Raw genomic sequence first — 19831 nt, 5'->3', positions numbered from 1 at the left:
ATCCGGCAGTCCCGGCTTTCGCCGAAACGACGACCCGTCTAAACGGGCCATCCACGCTTAACGTAATCGACGGTGTCGATCCGCAAGCGCGATTGGGATTTCAAACCCACCGTGGATCGCTTCCGCGATAGCCTTCGAGAGGCGGTGGGCAACCAGCGAACAGTCGGCAGCGCCGCGTCCGTTGGTTCGCCCCATATGTTGGAAGAGCACCGGAGCGTCAACACCTTTTTTCACTTTTTTCGCCCGTCCGACTAGCGGCGGGCCGCGATCGAGAAAGCTTCGGATGCAGCCAGTTAGCCAGGAAACAATGCGGATCGGCCGCGTTGGTCTGGCACCTTCTTCCCCCGAAGGCGACGTAGAGGAATGACCGAATGGCTATCAAATTTGCCGGCACATTGAACGCGATCAACCGTGGTTTGGACGGCGCCAAGCCCGCCAAGGGCGCGGAGATGATCGAGGATTGGGAGGCGGCCCTGTCCGATCTGGACGTTACCGGTTCCAAGGGCATCCTTCGCGATCTCGCCTCGCTCCGCAAGCAGCTCGAGCGCGACGAACCCGATGCCGATCGCGTCCATGCCCTGCTCCACCGGCTCGGCGTTGCGACCACCAAGATCGCTGAGCGCGCCGACAAATCGCAGGACAAGCTGACGTCGCTCGGCGAAGCGCTGACCGAGGCCGGCGAGGATTCGCCGGACGAGGAAGAGGACAAGGAAGCCGCCGCCAACCCGAAGCGCGCGCGCAAGAAGTAACGTCCAGGAGGAGGAGGTCGCCCCGCGCCCTCCTCCCCTCCCCCAAGGCTACATCGGCGGCATCGCCGGATAAGCCAGGGGCGGCACCTCGGCGCCGGGCGAATCGATCGTGACCGCGTCGTACAGCGCGAGACCCACCGGACTGTAGGCGATGAGGCTCATCGCGATCTGCGCGCCGGCGATGGCGCCGATCCCCCACCACCAGCCCGGATGGACCTGTCCGATTGCGCGGTGATCGCGGATCGCACCGGCGATCGGGAACAGCATCACCGCGACGAACACCGCCCAGCTCGCATAGGGGATCAGCAGCGGCATCGGCAGCAATCGCCCGAACCCCGGTCCGATCAGCGCCGCCATCGCGCAGAACAGCAGCCGGCGGTGATATTGTGTCTGGCGACGCAATCTGATGCCGGCCGTGGTCAGCGCCGCGAAGGTGAGGATGTTGATCGGGTTCATCACCAGGAAATAGGCGGGCACGAACACGAACGGCACCGCCCCCCGGCGGACCATCGCGACGGTGACCCAGACCCCCATCACCACCATCGCCGGCGCCCAGATCGCGGCGAACCAGCCGAGCCGCCGATGGGTGGCGACCGAGCCGGTCGACGCCAGCGCCGTCTGCAGCACGTAGAACGCCGCCCAGCCGAAGAACAACACCGCATGGACATGGATGATCGGCGGTACGGCGAAGCTCGATCGACCCGCCACCAGCTGCATCGAAAAGCCGAGCACCAGCACCGCCATCATCAGCAGCGCGCCGATCAGGTAGAAGCGCGCATCCGGCAACACCCGCGGCCGTGCCTGCACCCTCGTCGCCATCACCCGCCCCCATTGCCGTCCGTCCGAGCGAAATCGGGTATCACCACGGCATTCGAGGCGATTGTACGGAAGCGACGCGAATCGCCCGTGACTCCGTCCGCGGTGCGACGGTAGACAGCGGCGACCTTGGAGAGGATCACCATGCGCGCTTCGTTCTTGCTCACCACCGCCCTCGCCTGCGCGCTTGCCGGGAGCGCGATCGCGGCGCCGGGCGATCCGCTGGCGTGGAAGAACCGCGCGCTGACCGCCGACGCGCGCGCCGATCTGCTGGTGAAGGCCATGACCGAGGATGAGAAGCTGGTGGTGATCACCGGGTTCTTCGGCACCCAGCAGGAATGGAACAAGTTCCGCTATCCCGAGGCGCGGCTGCAATCGGCGGGGTTCGTCCCGGGCGTGCCGCGGCTCGGCTTCACCCCGCAGTGGCAGAGCGATGCTGGCAGCGGCGTCGCCACCCAGGGTGAGGCGACACCGGCGCTGGAGCGCACCGTGCTGCCGTCGGGCATCCTCACCGCATCGAGCTGGGACCCGGGCGCAGCCTATGCGGGCGGCAAGATGGTCGGTGCCGAGGCGCGCGCATCGGGTTTCAACGTCCAGCTGGCGGGCGGCGTCGACCTCGATCGCGATCCCGGCAACGGCCGCAACTTCGAATATGCGGGCGAGGATCCGCTGCTCGCGGGGATGATGGTCGGCGCGTTCATGCGCGGCATCCAGTCGAACGGGATCGTCACCACGGTCAAGCACTACGCGCTCAACGACCAGGAGACCGGGCGAAGCACGATCAACGTCCTGATCGACGAGGGCGCGGCACGGACCTCGGACCTGCTCGCCTTTCAATTTGCGATCGAACAGGGCGATCCGGGGTCGGTCATGTGTTCGTACAACCTCGTCAACGGCAAGCATGCTTGCCAAAACGACTGGCTGCTCAACACCGTGCTGAAGCGCGACTGGGGCTATCGCGGTTATGTGATGTCGGATTGGGGCGCGGCGCACGACACCGTCGAGAATGCGCTCGGCGGGCTCGATCAGGAGACGGGCGTCTCGAATGCCGACAATTACGTGTGGCGCGACAAGCTGAAGGCGGCGATCGCGAAGGGCAGCGTTCCGATCGCGGTGATCGACGACAAGGTGCGGCGGATCGCGCGGGCGCTGATCGCCAGCGGCGCGATCGATCGCCCGGTCGCCCTCGGATCGATCGACTTCGCCGCACACGCGACCGTCGCACAGGCCGCGGCCGAGAACGGCATCGTGCTGCTGAAGAACGATGCCGATATCCTGCCGCTGGCGCGCACCGCCAAGCGGATCGCGGTGATCGGCGGCCATGCCGATGTCGGCGTGCTGACCGGAGGCGGTTCGGCGCAGGTCTATGCGCCCGGCGGCAATGCGGTTCGCGGCCTGGGCCCGAAGAACTGGCCGGGCCCGGTGGTCTACGCCAAATCGTCACCGCTCGAAGCGCTGCGCAAGGAGCGCCCCGACGCCGCCGTCGGCTACGAGGCCGGCACCGATCTAGCCGCTGCCGCCGCCGCGGCGAAAGCGGCCGAGGTGGCAATCGTGTTCGTGACGCAGTGGACCGCGGAGTCGCTCGATTTTCCGCTGACGCTACCCGACGACCAGGATGCGCTGATCGCGGCGGTCGCGGCGGCCAATCCCAACACGATCGTCGTGCTGGAGACCGGCGGCGCGGTAACCATGCCGTGGCTCGGCAAGGTCCGCGGCGTCGTCGAGGCCTGGTATCCCGGCAGCCGCGGCGGCCCCGCGATCGCGCGGGTGCTGACCGGCGCGGTCAACCCGTCCGGCCATCTGCCGATCACCTTCCCGCAATCGCCCGACCAGTTCCCGCGCGCCGAGATCCCCGGCAAGGGCCTGCCCGAGAAGCAGGTCTTCGACGTCCGCTACAGTGAGGGTGCGGCGGTCGGGTACAAATGGTTCGACCGCAACCGCACGCGCCCGCTTTTCCCGTTCGGGCACGGCCTCAGCTACGGCACCTCGGCGCTGGACGGATTGCAGGCCCGCGCGGTCGGCAGCGATCTGCATATCGGCTTCCGCGTGCGCAACACCGGCAAGGTCGCGGGCAAGTTCCTCGGCCAGGTCTATGTCTCGCCGGGCGCAGGAAACTGGGAAGCCCCCAAGCGGCTCGCAGGCTTCCGCAAGCTGGCCTTGTCGCCAGGCCAGGCCGAGACGGTGTCGATGGTCGTCGACCCCCGGCTGCTCGCGACCTGGGATCAGGGACGGCATCAATGGCACGTCGCGGCGGGCAGCTACACCGTGACGCTGGCGAGCTCCGCTGCGGATGAGGGGCGCAAGGTTAGCGTAAAGCTGCCCGAGCGCTGGCTACCCGTCGGGTCGCTCGCGCCGCAGCGGTGAGCGGCGAAACCTTGTGCCCCCGCGATCGCGCGGACCCAGTACTGGGCTCCCGCCTTCGCGGGAGCACAAGCGGCGGCGAGCGCGCTCGCACATGTCTGATGCTCGCTAGCGCCTAAACCACCACCTCGTCTCCGCTTTCCAGGTGCCGCAGGTCGCCGCCGCGCGTCTCGCGCCCGAACCAGGCGATCAGTCCCATCGCGAGCGCCACCGGCACCAGGATCAGCAGCGCGACCGCGCCCATCGCGGGCACCAGCGCCGTGATCGACAGAGCTTGCGCGGCGACCCCGCCGGCCTTGGTGCAGGCGGCGACCCAGCCGGTGGCGCGGCCGCGGACGCGCATCGGGAAGCTTTCCGCCGCGTAGGGGAGCAGCACCGACAGCACGCCGTTCGATCCGACGATCAGCAACGCGACCGGCAGCACGGGGCTGCCGGTGCCCGCCACCTCGAGCCGCAACACGAGCACGAGGCCCAGCATGGTGATGCCGAGCATCGTCACCAGCGACCATTTGCTGCTCCAGCGGCTATAGATCAGCGCGCAGAGAAACACCGTCGGGAACGCGATGAGCGCCGATTTCGCGAGCAGCGTGCTCGATAGCGCGATCGAATAGCCTTTCTCCTGGAGATCGCCCGGCAGCCACAGCAGCAGCCCGAAGTTGATCAGCCCCCATGCCAGTGCTGCGATCGACAGTGCGGTGAGCTTGCCCGCGAGATGCATGCCCTGCAGCGCGCCGCGCGACGTCGTCGCCCCGCGCGGGACCGCGGTTGCGCGGCGGGCGATCGCGCCGAAACGGCGCATCACCGCGGCGGCATCGTCGGTCCGCCCGCGGGCCAGCAGGAACTTGGCGGATTCGGGGATGAACGCGCCGAGGATCACCAGCAGCAATCCGGTCGGCAGGTTGAGCAGGAACAACACGCGCCAACTGTAGATCGGCTGCAATACCGCCGCCGCGGCGCTCGCCGCGAAATAACCGCCGACCCCGCCCAGGCCACCGACCAGGACGAGGCTCCAGCCCCGGTGCCGCGTCGGCATCATCTCGGCGAGCAGCGCATAGGTGACCGGCAGCATCCCCCCGGCCGCGGCGCCCATCATGAAGCACATCGCGACGTTCCACGCGAAGGACGGCATCGCGCCGCAGATCGCGGTACCGACGAAGAACACCGCCGACAGCAGGATCGTCGCCTTGCGGCCATAGATGTCGGCCAGCACGCCCCAGGCGACCGATCCGCACACCGTGCCGACCAGCGCGAAGAACGGCAGCAGCGCGCCGGTCGCTTTGCTCACGCCATATTCGCGGCTCAATTCGGGCACCGCGAAGCCGAGCGCCGCCGGCTTCATCACGTCGATCACCAGCGCCAGGACGAGCACCACCATCAGCCCCCAGTGCGCGGGGCCGAGCGCGGCGTCCTCGGGTGCGGCGACTACCAAGTCCACGCTCGCGGCGCGCTGCCCGGCGATGTCGGTCGGCAGCAGCCCCCATGCGGCGACGAACAGCCCGCCGACGATCAGCGCCATGCCGAGATACATGTCCGCCGCCATCGGCATGCCGGCGAGCCGATAGTGCATCCCGCGGCCCATCATGAACATCGGCAGGTGCATCAGCACCCCCGCCGTTACCCCCGCACAACCGAGCCCGAAGGCCCAGGCCGCCTGGCGACCCGAGAGCGTCTTTGCGAACTGCACCGATCTTCCCCTGCCCGCACCCGCCCCGGCGGGTACGCTGTATTCGGGATCAAGTTAGCGGGATCGGTCGCTGCCGGCCAGCGTCGGGGGCGACCAAGGCGGTCAGTTCGTACAGCACGAGGTCGGTGGTGGCCGAGGCGTTGCCGATCGTCACGGTCATCGGTCCGGTGCCCGCCGTCTTCGGCAGCGGCAGATCGACGAAGCGGAATGCCGCCTGCTTGGCATCGTCGCTTCTGACAGTGCCGATCGCGACGCCGTCGACGCTCACCGTCGCCGCCTGTCCGGCATCCTCGCCCCAATAGCCGAGCCGCAGCAGCATCGGCGACGCGCGGCGCGCCAGCCGCAGGGTCATGCTGCCGCCCTTGCGCAGCCGCCGCCCGCTGCGGCCGTTGAGTTGGACCCGCTCGCTGGCGGTGCTGGTGACGCCGTGGTCGACCTCCGGCTGCTGCTCGCCCAGGAAGACCACGTCGACCGTGCGTTCGGCCAGGTCGATGCGCGCGCGTTCGGCGGCCTGGTAGGCGGGGCCTTCCTGCCGCCATCTCTCCGGCGTGAAGGTCGGGAAATAGACCGCGGTGCGACGGTCGTATTGCGCGAAGAAGGGCGAGAGGGTCAGCGCCCCGCCCTGCAGCGAAGTGGCCTCGTAGCGGTGCAGCGCGCCCGCCGGCCGCGGCACGCCGCGCTTGCCGCTTCCTAGCACCGGCGCGGGCGATGCGAACGGCTTGTCGGCCGCGCCGAGATCGGCGGCGAGCACCAGCGGGCCGCTGAGGAACGCCACCATAGCCGGATCGTCGGGGGTGGGCTCGGCCCGCAGCGTCATCGGCAGCGTCAGTGTCACCACGTCGCCCGCAGCCCAGCGCCGCTGCAGGACCGCATAGCCGTCGCGTCGCTCGAACGCTGCCGCCCGGCCGTTCAGCGCAACGGCCGGCGCTGCGCACCAGCCCGGCAGGCGGATCGCCAGGCCGAAGCTGCCGCGCGGCGCCTTTGCGATCGTCAGCCGCACCGTCTCGTCCGCGGGATAGGCGGTGTCCATTTCGAGCCGCAGCCCGCGATCGGGCTCGTCGAGCGTCGAGGCGATGAACAGGTTCACGTAGAGGTCGCGATCGTCGCGCCAGTAGATCGAATCACTGTGCTTGGCGTGGCTCTCCATCCCCGATCCGACGCAGCACCAGAAGCTGTCGGCCAGAGTCGAATAGCTGCGCCGCGCGCCGGACGAGAGCGGCATGAAATAAACGAACCGCCCGGTGTCGGGCCGCTGGTGCGCGAGGATGTGGTTGAGCTGGGTACGTTCGTAGCCGTCGAACCAGGCCGCCTGCGGATCCCAGGCGTAGAGATGCCGCGTCAGCTTCAGCATGTTGTAGCTGTTGCACGCCTCGCACGTCGTCTCCGCGATGTGCGCGGCGATCTCGCCCGGCGCGCTGAAATGCTCGCGGTTGGAATTGCCGCCGATCACGTAGCTGTGGCGATCGGTGACGGTGCGGTGGAAGAATCTGGCGGTCGCGGCGTAGCCCGCCTCGCCGGTCAGTTCGTGAAGCCGCGCGAGCCCGATGACCTTCGGAATTTGGGTATTGGCGTGTTTGCCCGCCAGCTCGTCGCGCCCTTCCGCCAGCGGTTGCAGGATCGCGCGGTGGTACAGCCGGCGCGAGACGCGAAGCCAGCGCGGATCGCCGGTGATCGCGTGGAGCTCGGCGAAGCTCTCGTTGAGGCCGCCATGTTCCGACGCCAGCATCGCCTGAACCTGATCGTCGTCGAGCTTGTCGAAAGTGTCGGCAAGGTAGGTCGACAGCGCGACCGCGACGGTCAGCGCGTGCGGCGTTGCGGCGAGCTGGTGCGCCGCGATCAGCCCGGCATGAACCTTGTGCATCGTGTAGAGCGGCACCCAGCCATCATTGAGGCTAAACCCCGTGGCGCGCACGCTGCCACGGCGCAGTTCGTCGTACACCGTCTTGCCGTCAATGCGGTCGATCTGATCCCAGGTCGTCGTGCCACCGAGGTAGCCGTCCCCCCCGGCGACCTGCGCGCGTCGCAACTCGGCGACGGTGTAGGCCAACCGCCCGCGGATCAGCGGATCGCCGGTGTTCGCGACCAGCAGCGCGCAGGCGGTGAGGTAATGCCCCATGATGTGGCCCGAAATGCTCTGTGCTTCCCAGCCGCCATAGACCTCGCCCTTAGCGGGCAGGCCGGCGGCGCGGACGAAGCGGTTGAGCAGGCGATCGGGCTCGATCGACACGAGATAGGCGCGGTCGGCGCGCTGCGCGTCGGCGAACACCGACGGCTTCAGCCGGACACGATCCATCGCTACGGGCCTGATCCCGGCGTCCGGCTTTGCAGCCAAACCCGGCGTCGAGGCCAGCAACGCGGCGGCTCCCGAACCCGCCAGTAATCCGCGTCTGTCGATCTCCATATCGGATCCTTGCCGTTTCCCGCCCGAGCCGTACGCCAAAGTAAATGTACATCAACTCGTCTGTTGGAATCCACGCTAGTATCGCCTTGAAAACGAACGAAGCACCGATAGATTGTTGCCGAACTGGGGCACCTCCGAGGAATTGATGAGCGGCGATACCAACGATGCCTTCGGAGCATTGGTCCGGAAGCTGGACCATTTGGCGACACTCGACGATGCCGACAAACAGGCGATCGCGGCGCTACCCTTCAGGATCACGACGGCATGCGCGGGGGCGCATCTCGTGCGCGAAGGCGACCGGATCGTCGAATGCTGCCTGCTGCTGCGCGGCTTTGCATTCCGCTACAAGCTGTCCGCCAACGGCAATCGCCAAATCGTGTCGTTTCATCTGCCGGCGGACGTCCTCGATCTGCAGCACCTGCTGCTGCCGGTCGCAGATCACGGCGTCCAGACGCTCGGCGAGGCGAAGGTCGCCTGGATCCCGGTTGCTGCGCTCAAATCGCTGATCGAACAGCGCCCGGCGATCGGCGAGGCGATGTGGCGCGATACGCTGATCGACGCGTCTATCTTCCGCGAATGGGTGTTGAACGTCGGCCAGCGCGATGCCCGTGCGCGGATCGCGCACATGTTGTGCGAATTCGCGATCCGGCGGCAGGCGGCGGGGCTCGGCACGCCCGAGCGCTTCGAACTGCCGATGACGCAGGAACATATCGCCGACGCGACCGGGCTGACCGCGGTGCACGTCAACCGCATGCTGATGTCGCTCGCCAACGACGGCATCATCGAGCGCGAGAAACGCGAGATCAGGATAGCGGATTGGGACCGCATGCGCCGCGTGGCCGACTTCCAGACCGGTTATCTGCACATGGCCGCATAATGCCGGTGTCGTTCCAGGAGGTCAGCTTGGACACCGGCGACGATGACGACCGAGCGGTGCTGGTGATGCGCGATGGCCGCCTCGCCGCCGTGCTGACCCTGCTGAGCGACATGCACGAGGGGATGGCTGGCCAGTGGTTCGTCGAGGCGCTGTTCGCGCCAGCACCGGACACGCGGCGCCGCGTCTTCGCCGATCCCAATGCGTTCGTCGCCTGGCTCGATGGCCTGACCGACTAACGGATCAGCCCAGGTCGCAGCGCTGAAACGCGTGAAGCACGGCGCTGCGATCGAACGGCTTGCTCAACACCGGCTGCACCGGCTCGTTCGGGTGGCAGGCCGACGGCGTTCCCGTGATGTACACTACCGGGATCGCTCCGAGCGCCTCGTGGATCGCGAAGATCGCCTGCGGCCCGGTCCCTTCCGCCAGCTTGACGTCGGAGGTGATGAAGGAGGGCGGTTGCGCCAACGCCATTAAGACCGCTTCGGCCTCCGACTGCGCGAACGCGAACGACGTCGCTCCGACCGATCCGAGCAGCCATTCCAGCTCCAGCGCGACCATCGGTTCGTCTTCGATAATGAGCACGTGGCACATGGAGCAAGCCTTCTTGATCCACATTAACCCTTCGTGACGCGCTTCGGGCCCCTTCAAACTGGGTTTTTGTTCGACGATCGCGGCTAGCCGGCCACTTTTCTTTGCAGCCGACGGCCTCTAGGCAAGGGGCAAGGATGTGGAGAGCATATGGTGACGGAGGAGGACCTGCTCGACGAGGAGGCGGCGTCGGACGGTCGGCGGTACAAGGCGCCGGCGCTGGAGAAAGGGCTCGACGTGCTCGAGCTGCTGTCGACCACCAGCGAGGCGCTGACGCTCACCGCGATCGTGACGCGGCTCGGGCGCAGCCATGGCGAGCTGTTCCGGATGGTGCAGGTGCTGCAGTTCCGCGGCTATCTGAAGCAGGATCCCGCGACCGACGGCTATCGGCTGACCGACCGGCTGTTCTCGCTCGGAATGCAGCAGCCGCGGACGATGGGGCTGGTCGAGGCGGCCCTGCCGATCATGCGCCAGCTGGCGGTCGATGCCGGCCAGTCGTGCCATCTGGCGCTGCATTCGCGGGGCGAGATGGTTGTCGTGGCGCGGATGGAATCGAGCGAGCAGCTCGGCTTCTCGGTGCGCGTTGGCTATCGCCGGCCGTTGAGCCAGGCGGCGTCCGGCGTGGTGCTCTATGCGTTCCAACCGGTCGATGTGCAGCGACGTTGGGAGAGGCTGTTCGCGCCGCCGCTGTCGCGGAGCGAGCTCGCGGCGTTTCGTGCGCATGCCGAGGAAGTTCGCCAGCGCGAGGTGGAACTGACGCCGAGCCGCTTCGTCGGCGGGGTGACGGACATCTCCGCGCCGGTCCTGCGCGGGGGGGCGGCGGCGGCGGCGTTGACGATGCCCTATCTCATCACGCTCGATCCCGCGGTAAGCATCGAGGTCGCAGCGGACGCGGTGAAGGCGGCAGCCGGGCGTATCTCTACCCAGTTGATCGCGGCGGACAGCAGGCTCTGACAGGGTACGCCCCGGTTCACGTCAAGCGGACTATTTACATGTAAAAAGGTCACGTGCAGGTAAATCGCAAAGCTTGCGGACGAATCGGGGGAGCAACGTTGACGACGATCACCCGGCTCGAGGTTCTCGACGTTCGGTTCCCGACATCCAGGTTCCTCGACGGATCGGATGCGATGAATCCCGATCCCGATTATTCCGCCGCCTATTGCATCCTCCACACCGACGATCCCGCGCTGACGGGTCACGGGCTGACCTTCACGATCGGTCGCGGGAACGAGATCTGCTGCGCCGCGATCCGCGCACTGGCGCCGCTGATCGAGGGGCTCGAACTTCACTGGATACAAGCGGACGGCGGGCGGTTCTGGCGACATGTGACGGGCGACAGCCAGTTGCGGTGGATCGGCCCCGAAAAAGGCGTGATCCATCTCGCGACCGGGGCGGTGGTGAACGCGGTATGGGACCTGCTCGCCAAGGCGGCGGGGAAACCGCTGTGGCGCTACGTCGCGGACATGTCGCCCGCGGAGATCGTCCGCTGCATCGACTTCCGGTACATGACCGACGCGGTCACGCCCGACGAGGCGCTGGCGTTGCTGACCGCCCGACAGGCGGGTCTGGCGGATCGGATCGCCGCGCTCGAGGCGCGCGGCTATCCCTGCTATACCACCTCGGCTGGGTGGCTCGGCTATTCGGACGAAAAGCTCGCGGCGCGGTGTCGCGAGGCGGTCGCGGCGGGGTTCCGCCACGTCAAGCTGAAGGTCGGCCGCGACGCCGTCGAGGACATCCGCCGGCTCAGCGTGGCGCGTGCGGCGATCGGCCCCGACGTCGCGCTGATGATCGATGCCAACCAGGTCTGGGAGGTCGACGAGGCGATCGAGCGGGTGCGTGCGCTGGCCTTCGCCGACCCGTGGTTCATCGAGGAGCCGACCAGCCCCGACGACGTGGCGGGTCACCGTGCGATCCGCGCCGCGATCGCACCGATCGGCGTCGCGACCGGCGAGATGTGCCAGAACCGGGTGTTGTTCAAACAGTTCATCGTCGGCGGCGCGCTGGATGTCGTGCAGCTCGATGCGTGCCGGCTCGGCGGGGTCAACGAAGTGCTCGCGGTGCTGTTGCTTGCGGCGAAGTACGATGTGCCGGTGTGCCCGCACGCGGGCGGGGTCGGGCTGTGCGAGTACGTCCAGCATCTGTCGATGATCGACTTTCTCTGCTTCTCGGGCACGACCGAGGGGCGGGTCGCGGAATATGTCGATCACCTGCACGAGCATTTCGTCGAGCCGTGCGTGGTAGTCGATGGAGCATATCGGCCGCCGACCGCGCCGGGCTATTCGATCGAGATGCATGCGCGATCGTTGGCTGACTATGCGCACCGGGCCGACAACCCTCCCCCGCCAGAGGGCGGTGACATCCGTTAGGCCGACGGAGGCAGAGGTAATTTGGCCTGCGTTTGCGGCGACGCCTCTTCCGCCGCTCGCTCCGCGAGCGATCGACCTCCCCCGCTGAAGCGAGGAAGTATTTGCATCCGCAGCACGCGGTCGGACGAAGTCATGAACAGCGTCTTGCCTTGTTCGCCGAGGGCGCAATTGGCGATCGGGCCGTTGGCTTCGACCAGACCGAGCGGGGTCGCGTCGGCGGTCAGGATCATCAGCCCGCCCGGCACCGAACAGAACATCGTGCCGTCGGGCGCGATCTTCATTCCGTCTGGCAGGCCCTTGGCGCCGGGCAGCTGCAGCGGCTTGGCGTCGAGCCAGACGCGCGAGCGGATCGGCATTCCCCGGCGGTCGAGGTCATAGACCATGATCCGCGGTGCGGCCTCGTCGGAGACCGAGACGAACAGGCGGCGCTCGTCGGGTGACAGGGCGATGCCGTTCGGGCGGGTGAGCGTGCCGTCGATCAGGACCGGCTGCTGTCCGTCCACCCAACGATAGACGCCGTTGGCCGGCTGTTCCTTCAACGGCGAGGCGTCGCCCTCGGTCAAGCCATAGGGCGGATCGGTGAAGTAGATCGCCCCGCTTCGGGCGACGTGCATGTCGTTGGGGCTGTTGAAGCGCCGACCCTCGTAGCGACCGACCAGCACGGTGCGCGCGCCGGTGCGCAGGTCGACGCGGTCGATGCTCCGCCCGCCGCTATTGGCGATCAGCAGGCGACCCGATCGGTCGAGCGCGAGGCCGTTGGCGCCGGGCTCGCGGATCTGCCTGGGATCGGTGCCGGGTGCGCCCGACGGCGTCAGGAACACGCTCGTGCCCCCGGCCCGACGCCAGCGACGGATGACGTTGGCGGGGGGATCGGTGAACAGCAACGCGCGCTGCGACGGCACCCACAAGGGACCCTCGGCCCATTTGATGCCGGTGGCGATCACCTCCACTGCCGTGCCCGGCGCGACGATCCGATCCAGCCCGGGCGACAGCCGTCGCAGCCGCGGAGCCCTGTCCGCGGCGAGCGCCGGCGCCGCCACCAGCAGCGCAACCGCCGCGAGCACCGCCCGCCTGCCGATCGACCCGTCGTCACCCATCGCCCGCGCTCCTACAGGCGGACGCTATACAGGGCGTGATGTGCGAGAATGAAGAGGGTGCGCTTGTCCGCGCCGCCGACGATCAGCTGCAACGGGCGTTCGGGCACGTCGATCCGCCCCAGCTCGCGGCCGTCGGCGGAATAGACGAACACCTGCCCGTCCGCGACGAACACCCTTCCCTCGCCGTCCACCGCGACGCTTTCGCCACCGCGATCGGCGAACGGCTTGAGATCGATCAGCTGCCCGCGGTCGCCGACAAGCGCGCTATAGGTCTTGTCCTCGGATTCGTTGCTGACGAACAGCCGCGCGCCCGGCCTCGCCGCGGCGAGGCCATAGCTGTCGAGCGCGTCCGAGAAGCGCCAGCCCTGGAACGTCGCCGGCCCCTGCTGGAAGGTACGATAAGCCGGCATCGCCACGCTGCCATCGGGGGAGAGGTACTCGCGTCCCTTCGCCAACGCCACGTCGCGCGCAAACATCTCGGCGAGCGTGGTGAAGCGATAGGTGTCGGGATCGAGCTGGTCCTTGAACTCGCCATTGTTCCAGTAATTGACCGGCAGCGCGGTCAGCGCGCCGGGATGATCGGAGGCCGGCGTCGCAGGGATCAGGGTCAGCTCGGTCTCGGGGCTGCCGGGCTTGAAGCTGTAGACGGTCCCCTCACGGCCCGCCGACGACAGCACCATCAGCGCGCCCGATCGGTCCGCGACCAGGCTGACCGGGTCGAGCGTGTTCTCGCGCACGATCTCCAGCTTGCGCGCCGAGGACCAGCCATAGATGCGCTGGCGCCAGCGATCGACGAAGTAGAGCTTGCCTGCAGCGTCGACGGTCGCGCCGCCGATCGAGTAGAAGCCGTCGGCGAGCTTCTCGACCTTGCCGTCGCCGAAGGTCGCCGGCTTTACCGGCTGCACTGTGGTGCCGATGTCGAGCGCGGCGAATTCCCGCTCGCGGACCTCCAGCCCGCTGGTCACGTCCTGGATCGCATTCTCGTACGGGAACTTGCTGACCCTCAGATAGGTCCCGCAGCCATTCTCGTCGCAGGTGCCGAGCCCGCTTTCGGCGTTCACATGGACGTTGCGGAACCGGATGTTCTGCGAATTGTAGAGCCGCACCGCCGCAGGCGCGGGCTTCAGCGAGCGGGTGACGCGATAGCCGTGATAATTGGCGATCAGGATGTCGCGGCTGTCGCGGATCTCCAGCGACACCGTCTCCTGGCCCTCGCCCGCCTCTTCCTCGGTCTGGGGCGCCAGGAACTCCCAATTGGAGACCCGGTTGAGCGCGATCTCGGTGCGAACGTGATGCTCGGCCGACATCTCGTATACATGCCCCGGCGTGCTGGTGTCGGAGACGTAGAGACCCGCCTGCGCATAGGTGTTGGGCGTCCAGATATTGTTGAAGGTGCCGCCGCCGCCCCGCGTCACCCACATGCTCGGATATTGCGCGTCCCACCGCTTGGCGGGATCGGCGTCGCCGGTGTGATTGGCGTTGTAGGGATCGAAGCGGGCGCCGTCGCCGAGATCGGTGCCATGCCCGCCCTGGAACTTGACGTCGTCGACCAGCGAATTCGCGCCCGCGGTCCATAGTAGCGCGGTCGCGCGCGGGTTGATGCCGCCGGTGAACAAGCCGAGCCCGGAGACGATCGCGTCGCCGCCGTCGGCGGATTGGACCAACGCCTTGGGCGCGCCGACACCCTGATAGGCGGGGGTGCCGTCGGGGAGGATGATCTGGGTGAGGCTCGGATGCAGCGCCACCAGCACGGTGTCGGCGCGGAGCCGCAACGTGTCCGACACTACATAGCGACCGGCGGGGAAGTAGACGACGTGGTGCATGTCGATCGCACGCTGGATCGCGGCGGTGTCGTCGGTCCTGTCATCGCCCTTCGCGCCGCCCTCGCGGACGTCGTACCAGGCGGTGGTCGCGGGCAGCGCCCGGATCGCGGGCGCACGGCGCGCGGGCAGCGCAGGGAGCGCGACGATTCTAGCGTCGGTCGCGACCTTGCCCGTCCGCCCGAGCGCGGGGATGGTCAGGCCGTGCGTGAAGGCGCCGACGCGGTACGCGCGACCCTTCCCCGCCACCGTCTTGCCGCTCTCGCGGAACCGGGCGAACACCGGCGTGTCGCTGGCGATCGCGTTTTCGAAGCCGACCTGGGTATAGGCGCTGTTCTCGTTCGAGATCACGACGCCGGCCCGCGCGATGCTTTCGAAGCGGACGTCCTTGCCCCACAGCCAGTCGCCATAGCCCTCGTCGATCTCGATCCCGATCGGCGCGTTGCGGAATGCGACGTTGACCAGCGTCAGCCCGGCCTCGTGTTCTCGGATCGCGGCGTCACGCTGGCCGTCGAAGGTCGAGTCGAGCAACGTGAACTGCCACGCCGGCGATGGCTTCTCGGCGAGGATGCCGTAGCGCCCACCGCGGAAGTGCAGGTCCTGCCCGACATTGGCGACATGGTAGAGCCCGGCGAGGCCTGAACCGATATGGAAGTCCATGTGGCTGACATAGGCATGCTGCGCAGCATGGAAGCGGATCGCGGCGGCGGCGGGGTTGCCCGCGCCGATCGCAAAATCGACGTTGCTCATCGCCGAATAGAAGGTGCCGGGATTGGCGTCGGCGATCTTGTCGTCGAACGGTACGCTGCCCGGAGGCGGGAACGGCACCCGCCGCGACGGATCACGCTTGGCACCCGCGAAGATCACCATGTTGGCGACGCCGCGCTGGAATCCGGGGGTCGCGTCGGGCAACATCAACAGCGGCCGTGTCGCGCCGACCCCGAACACGCGCACGCCGGGCCATATGAAGACGGTGCGGGTGATCCGGTAACGTCCCGAGGGGATGAAGACGATCCCGCCGCCGCCCTTCGCCGCCGCGGCGTCGATCGCGCGCTGGATCGCGGCGCTGTCGTCGCTGCGCCCGTCCCGCCGCCCCTGCACGGTCACCGCGCGCGGATCCTTCGGCGCGGTGACGAAGGCCGAGGTGGAGGCGATCGCCGGCGTGCTCGCGAGGAAGGTGGTGCCGACGATCGCTGCGATGCCGGACCAGAGGCTGCGCTGCATGGGAGACACTCCGTCTTCAAGAAAAAAGTCCCGGCGGTTAAGCCGGGACAGTGGGGACCGTGGATAGGGTAGCGGGGCGGGCCGCCGCAATCAGACCTGCACCGCGTAGAGCGAATGATGGGTCAGGATGAAGAGGGTGCGCCCGTCGGGGCCGCCGAGCAGCAATTGCTGCGGGCGTTCGGGAACGTCGATCCGGCCGATCTCACGGCCGTCGGGCGCGTAGACATAGACCTGGCCGTTGGCGACATAGACCCGCCCGCGAGCGTCGGCCGCGACGCTCTCGCCGCCGCGATCCGCGAAATGCTGCAGGTCGGTCAGCGTGCCGCCGGCGCCGATCCGCGCGCGATAGGTGATGTTCTCCGATCCGTTGGTGACGAAGACCGGCTCGCCCGGCTTGGCGCCGACCAGCCCGATCGCCTGCAGCGTGTGCGACCAGCGCCAGCCGACATGGTCGGTGGGGCCCTGCTGCAGCACGCGGAAGGCCGGCAGCACCAGGCTGCCGTCGGGCGAGACGTATTCGCGCGACTTGGGCGCGGAGACGTCGCGGAGAAACAGTTCGCCCAGCGTCGTGAAATGATCGCGGGCGGGATCATATTGGTCGCGAAACTCGCCATTGACCCACCAATTGCCGGGTACCAGCGTGCGCGCGTCGGGATGCGGTACGGTCGCCGTCGCAGCGATCGGCGTGACGTCGGTTTTCGGGCCCGACGGATCGATCGAATAGACGCTGCCCTCGGCCCCGAGCGACGACTGCACCAGCAGCTTGCCCGAACGATCGATCGCGAGATTGACCGGGTCGAGCGAGTGATCGCTGACGACCTCCAGCCCCTTCGCCTTGGTCCAACGATAGATGCGCTGGAAGCGATGTTCGATGAAGTAGAGCGCGCCCTTCGCGTCGACCGCCCCGCCCGAGATCGAGAAGAAGCCGCTTTCGATCTGCTTGACCGGAGTGCCCATCGTCGCGGAAGCGACCGGCGCCGGCGCGGTGCTGCCGATGTCCAGCGTCGCGAATTCGCGTTCGCGGATTTCGAGGCCGTTGGTCCGGTCCTGGATCGCGTTCTCGAACGGGAACTTGCTGGCGCGCAGGAAGGTCGCGCAGCCATTGTCGTCGCAGGTCGCGAAACCGCTCTCCGCGTTCACATGGACGTTGCGGAAGCGGATGTCCGACGAGTTGAACAGCTTCACCGCGCTGACCGCGGGGTGATAATTCCGCGTGACGCGGTAGCCGTGATAATTGGCGAACAGGATGTTGCGCGAGTTGCGGATCTCCAGCGACACCGCGTCCATGCCCTCGCCGACCTCCTGCTCGGTCTGCGGTGCCAGGAACTCCCAGTTCTGGACGTTGTCGAGCACGAATTCGTTGCGGACGTGGTGCTCGACCGACATCTCGTAGACATGCCCGGGGGTGTCGGTGTCGGACACGTAGAAGCCGGATTGCGCGAAGGTGTTGGGGCTCCACACGTCGGCGAAGGTGCCGCCGCCGCCGTCGGTCACCCAGATGCTGGGATATTGCGCATCCCAGTGATTGTCCGCGACCGGATCGCCGCTGCGCCCGGTCAGCGAATTGAGCGGCTTGGCGTCCGAGGTCGGGGTGCCGCCGCCGCCCATGATCTTGACGTCGTCGACCAGGCTGGTCGCGCCCGAGCGCCACAACAGTGCGCTCGCCCGCGGGTTGATGCGGCCGGTGAACAGGCCGAGCCCGGAGAGGATGTTGTCGCCCCCGCGCGGCGTCTCGAGGATCGGCATGACCGCGCCGACCCCGGCATGTGCGGGATTATTGTCGGGGATCACCAGTTGCGTCGTCGCAGGGTGGAGGCCGAGCAACACGGTGTCGGGCTTCAGCCGGAGCGTGCCGGTGACCATGTAGAAGCCGCTGGGAAAATAGAGCACGCGGTGCGTGTCGATCGCGCGCTGGATCGCGGCGGTGTCGTCGGTCTGCGCGTCGCCCTTCGCGCCGAGCGTGCGGACGTTGGTCCATTCGCCGACCGCGGGCAGCGTACGGATCGCGGGCGCACGCGGCGCGGGCAGCGACGGCAACGCGGCGATCTCGACGTTGGTCGCGACCTTGCCCATCTGGCCGAGTGCGGGGATCGCGATGCCGTGGTTGAAGGCGGCGACGCGGTACGCCGCGCCCTTGCCCTTCACGGTGCGGCCGCTGTCGCGGAAGCGGGCGAACACCGGCGTGTTGCTCGCCAGTGCGTTCTCGAAGCCGATCTGGGTGAAGACGCTCTTTTCGTTGGAGACGACCACGCCGGCCCGCGCGATGTTTTCGAAACGGACGTCCTTGCCCCACAGCGAGTCGCTGTAGCCGCCGTCGATCTCGATCCCGACCGGCGCGTTGCGCATCGTCACGTTGACGAGGGTGAGATCGACCTCGTGTTCGCGGATCGCGGCGCTGCGCTGTCCGTCGAAGGTCGAATCGATCAGCGTGAACTGCCAGGCGGGGGACGTCTTCTCGGTGACGATGCCGTAGCGGCCGCCCTGGAAGTGGACGTCCTCCATGACGTTGCCGGCCTGATAGACACCGGCGAAGGCCGAGCCGAGGCGGAAGTTCATGTGCGACAGGAACGCATGCTGCGCCATGCGGAAGCGCACTGCCGCCGCCGCCGGGTTGCCCGCGCCGATCTCGACATCGACGTTCGCCATCGACGAATAGAAGGTGCCCGAATTGGCGTCGCGGACCTGCTGGTCGCGCGGCACCACCGTCGGCACCGGGACCGGGATCTTGCCGACCTGGTACTGATCGCCGCCGGTGAAGACGATCAGCGTGCCGACGCCCTGCTGAAAGCCGGGCGTCGCGTCACCGAGCAGGATCACCGGGCGGGTCGGTCCGACGCCGAAGATGCGGACGCCGGGCGGCACCAGGATGCTGCGGGTCAGGCGGTAGCGGCCGGAGGGCAGGAAGACGATGCCATGCCCGGTCTTGTCGCGCGCCGCATCGATCGCGCGCTGGATTGCGGCGGTATCATCGGCGCGGCCGTCGCCCTTGGCCTTCACCGTCACTGCGCGGGGATCGGCGGGCGCGGACAGCAAGGTCGATGCGCCGCCCGGTTGCGCCGCGGCCGGGGTCACGAGGAACGCGATCAGCGCGGTTGCCGACCCTAAGTGCATCTTGATGCTCACGCTTGTTCCTTCCCGTAGCCGCCCATGGGCTGCCCTGGCGCTGAACTACGGCGGTAGCGTTACCACGACATCCTCGACGAAGGTCGTAGTTCCCCGGTTCCCTCACCCCGGTTAAGCCTGCGCCGCTGGATCGGGGCATGATCCGGCGCATGCCGCATCCGCCGAGCGAAACGTGACGGGGACCTTGTTTGCTGCCGCCAGACCAATCATCCGGGCTCGCGCCGATGGTCGTCATCGTGATGGGCGTCAGCGGCAGCGGCAAATCGACGCTGGGGGCGGCCCTGGCGACGGCTCTCGACCGGCCGTTCCTGGAGGGCGACGCCTATCACGATGCCAGTTCGGTCGCGAAGATGCGGTCGGGGGAGCCGCTCTGCGACGAGGATCGCTGGCCGTGGCTCGACCGGCTCGGCGCGGCGGTGAGCGCGACCGTGGCGGAGCGCGGGATCGCGGTGGTCGCCTGTTCGGCGCTCAAGCGACGCTACCGCGAGCGGCTGATCGCGGCGATCGCGGCGCCGGTGCGGTTCGTACTACTCGACAACAGCCGCGAGGAACTGGAACGCCGGCTTGCCGGCCGGGCGCGCCACTACATGCCGCCGAGCCTGCTCGACAGCCAGCTGGCGACGCTCGAACGCCCCGCCCCCGACGAAGCCGCGGCCAGCTTCGATGCCGGCGCGCCGCTGGACCAGCTGTGCGAACAGACGCTGGCGTGGCTGAGGACCGCCTGA

Annotated in this window: 15 protein-coding genes; 8 read left to right on the top strand and 7 right to left on the bottom strand. The window is 67.9% G+C overall.

The genetic code is table 11. The features are described from left to right. Positions 1–72 precede the first annotated feature (72 nt). Together ACT009_RS17745 and ACT009_RS17740 are read left to right on the top strand one after the other, a co-directional pair. Entirely contained in the window at positions 73–255 is a 183-nt protein-coding gene (locus ACT009_RS17745; RefSeq protein ID WP_445192373.1) for a hypothetical protein, read from the top strand. Positions 256–371: 116 nt separating this feature from the next. After that, entirely contained in the window at positions 372–749 is a 378-nt protein-coding gene (locus ACT009_RS17740; RefSeq protein ID WP_445192372.1) for a hypothetical protein, read from the top strand. Between the two features lie 48 nt (positions 750–797). On the opposite strand, the gene ACT009_RS17735 is transcribed toward ACT009_RS17740, so the two are convergent. Continuing rightward, positions 798–1568, bottom strand: a complete 771-nt coding sequence (locus tag ACT009_RS17735; RefSeq protein ID WP_445192371.1) for a hypothetical protein — start codon at positions 1566–1568, stop codon at positions 798–800. A 141-nt stretch (positions 1569–1709) separates the two neighbouring features. Between ACT009_RS17735 and ACT009_RS17730 the strand changes: the two genes are divergently transcribed. After that, a complete protein-coding gene (locus tag ACT009_RS17730) occupies positions 1710–3929 on the top strand; it encodes a beta-glucosidase (protein WP_445192370.1) in 2220 nt (739 codons plus the stop codon). Between the two features lie 112 nt (positions 3930–4041). Here ACT009_RS17730 and ACT009_RS17725 read toward each other — a convergent pair whose 3' ends face one another. Further along, positions 4042–5610 (bottom strand): MFS transporter, encoded by a 1569-nt coding sequence (locus ACT009_RS17725; RefSeq protein ID WP_445192369.1) that lies wholly within the window; start codon positions 5608–5610, stop codon positions 4042–4044. A gap of 49 nt (positions 5611–5659) precedes the next feature. Continuing rightward, positions 5660–8011, bottom strand: a complete 2352-nt coding sequence (locus ACT009_RS17720; protein ID WP_445192368.1) for a beta-L-arabinofuranosidase domain-containing protein — start codon at positions 8009–8011, stop codon at positions 5660–5662. Positions 8012–8126: 115 nt separating this feature from the next. Here ACT009_RS17720 and ACT009_RS17715 point away from each other — a divergent pair, with 115 nt between their 5' ends. Together ACT009_RS17715 and ACT009_RS17710 are read left to right on the top strand one after the other, a co-directional pair. Then, a complete protein-coding gene (locus ACT009_RS17715) occupies positions 8127–8888 on the top strand; it encodes a Crp/Fnr family transcriptional regulator (RefSeq protein ID WP_445192367.1) in 762 nt (253 codons plus the stop codon). Positions 8889–8914: 26 nt separating this feature from the next. Continuing rightward, positions 8915–9124 (top strand): hypothetical protein, encoded by a 210-nt coding sequence (locus tag ACT009_RS17710; protein WP_445192366.1) that lies wholly within the window; start codon positions 8915–8917, stop codon positions 9122–9124. 4 nt (positions 9125–9128) lie between these two features. On the opposite strand, the gene ACT009_RS17705 is transcribed toward ACT009_RS17710, so the two are convergent. Beyond that, positions 9129–9503 carry a response regulator gene (locus ACT009_RS17705; protein WP_445192365.1) on the bottom strand — a complete coding sequence of 125 codons (375 nt, stop codon included), beginning with the start codon at positions 9501–9503 and terminating at the stop codon, positions 9129–9131. Positions 9504–9626: 123 nt separating this feature from the next. Here ACT009_RS17705 and ACT009_RS17700 point away from each other — a divergent pair, with 123 nt between their 5' ends. Together ACT009_RS17700 and ACT009_RS17695 are read left to right on the top strand one after the other, a co-directional pair. Next, the gene (locus ACT009_RS17700; RefSeq protein WP_445192364.1) at positions 9627–10430 is read left to right on the top strand and encodes an IclR family transcriptional regulator; all 804 of its coding nucleotides are present in this window, start codon (positions 9627–9629) and stop codon (positions 10428–10430) included. Positions 10431–10528: 98 nt separating this feature from the next. After that, complete coding sequence (locus tag ACT009_RS17695) at positions 10529–11842, top strand: L-fuconate dehydratase (protein ID WP_445192363.1); 1314 nt, start codon at positions 10529–10531, stop codon at positions 11840–11842. On the opposite strand, the gene ACT009_RS17690 is transcribed toward ACT009_RS17695, so the two are convergent. The 3 genes from ACT009_RS17690 to ACT009_RS17680 all read right to left on the bottom strand — a co-directional run bounded on the left by ACT009_RS17690 (position 11839) and on the right by ACT009_RS17680 (position 19094). After that, complete coding sequence (locus ACT009_RS17690) at positions 11839–12939, bottom strand: SMP-30/gluconolactonase/LRE family protein (RefSeq protein ID WP_445192362.1); 1101 nt, start codon at positions 12937–12939, stop codon at positions 11839–11841. The two genes, ACT009_RS17695 and ACT009_RS17690, sit on opposite strands and share 4 nt — an antisense overlap. An 11-nt stretch (positions 12940–12950) precedes the next feature. Further along, positions 12951–15983 (bottom strand): glycosyl hydrolase family 28-related protein, encoded by a 3033-nt coding sequence (locus ACT009_RS17685; RefSeq protein WP_445192361.1) that lies wholly within the window; start codon positions 15981–15983, stop codon positions 12951–12953. A 90-nt stretch (positions 15984–16073) separates the two neighbouring features. Next, positions 16074–19094 carry a glycosyl hydrolase family 28-related protein gene (locus tag ACT009_RS17680; RefSeq protein WP_445194133.1) on the bottom strand — a complete coding sequence of 1007 codons (3021 nt, stop codon included), beginning with the start codon at positions 19092–19094 and terminating at the stop codon, positions 16074–16076. Between the two features lie 236 nt (positions 19095–19330). On the opposite strand from ACT009_RS17680, the gene ACT009_RS17675 reads away from it, so the two are divergent. Next, positions 19331–19831 (top strand): gluconokinase, encoded by a 501-nt coding sequence (locus ACT009_RS17675; protein WP_445192360.1) that lies wholly within the window; start codon positions 19331–19333, stop codon positions 19829–19831.

The sequence above is a fragment of the Sphingomonas sp. Tas61C01 genome (assembly GCF_052567495.1).
This window is presented reverse-complemented; position numbering and strand designations above follow the sequence as displayed.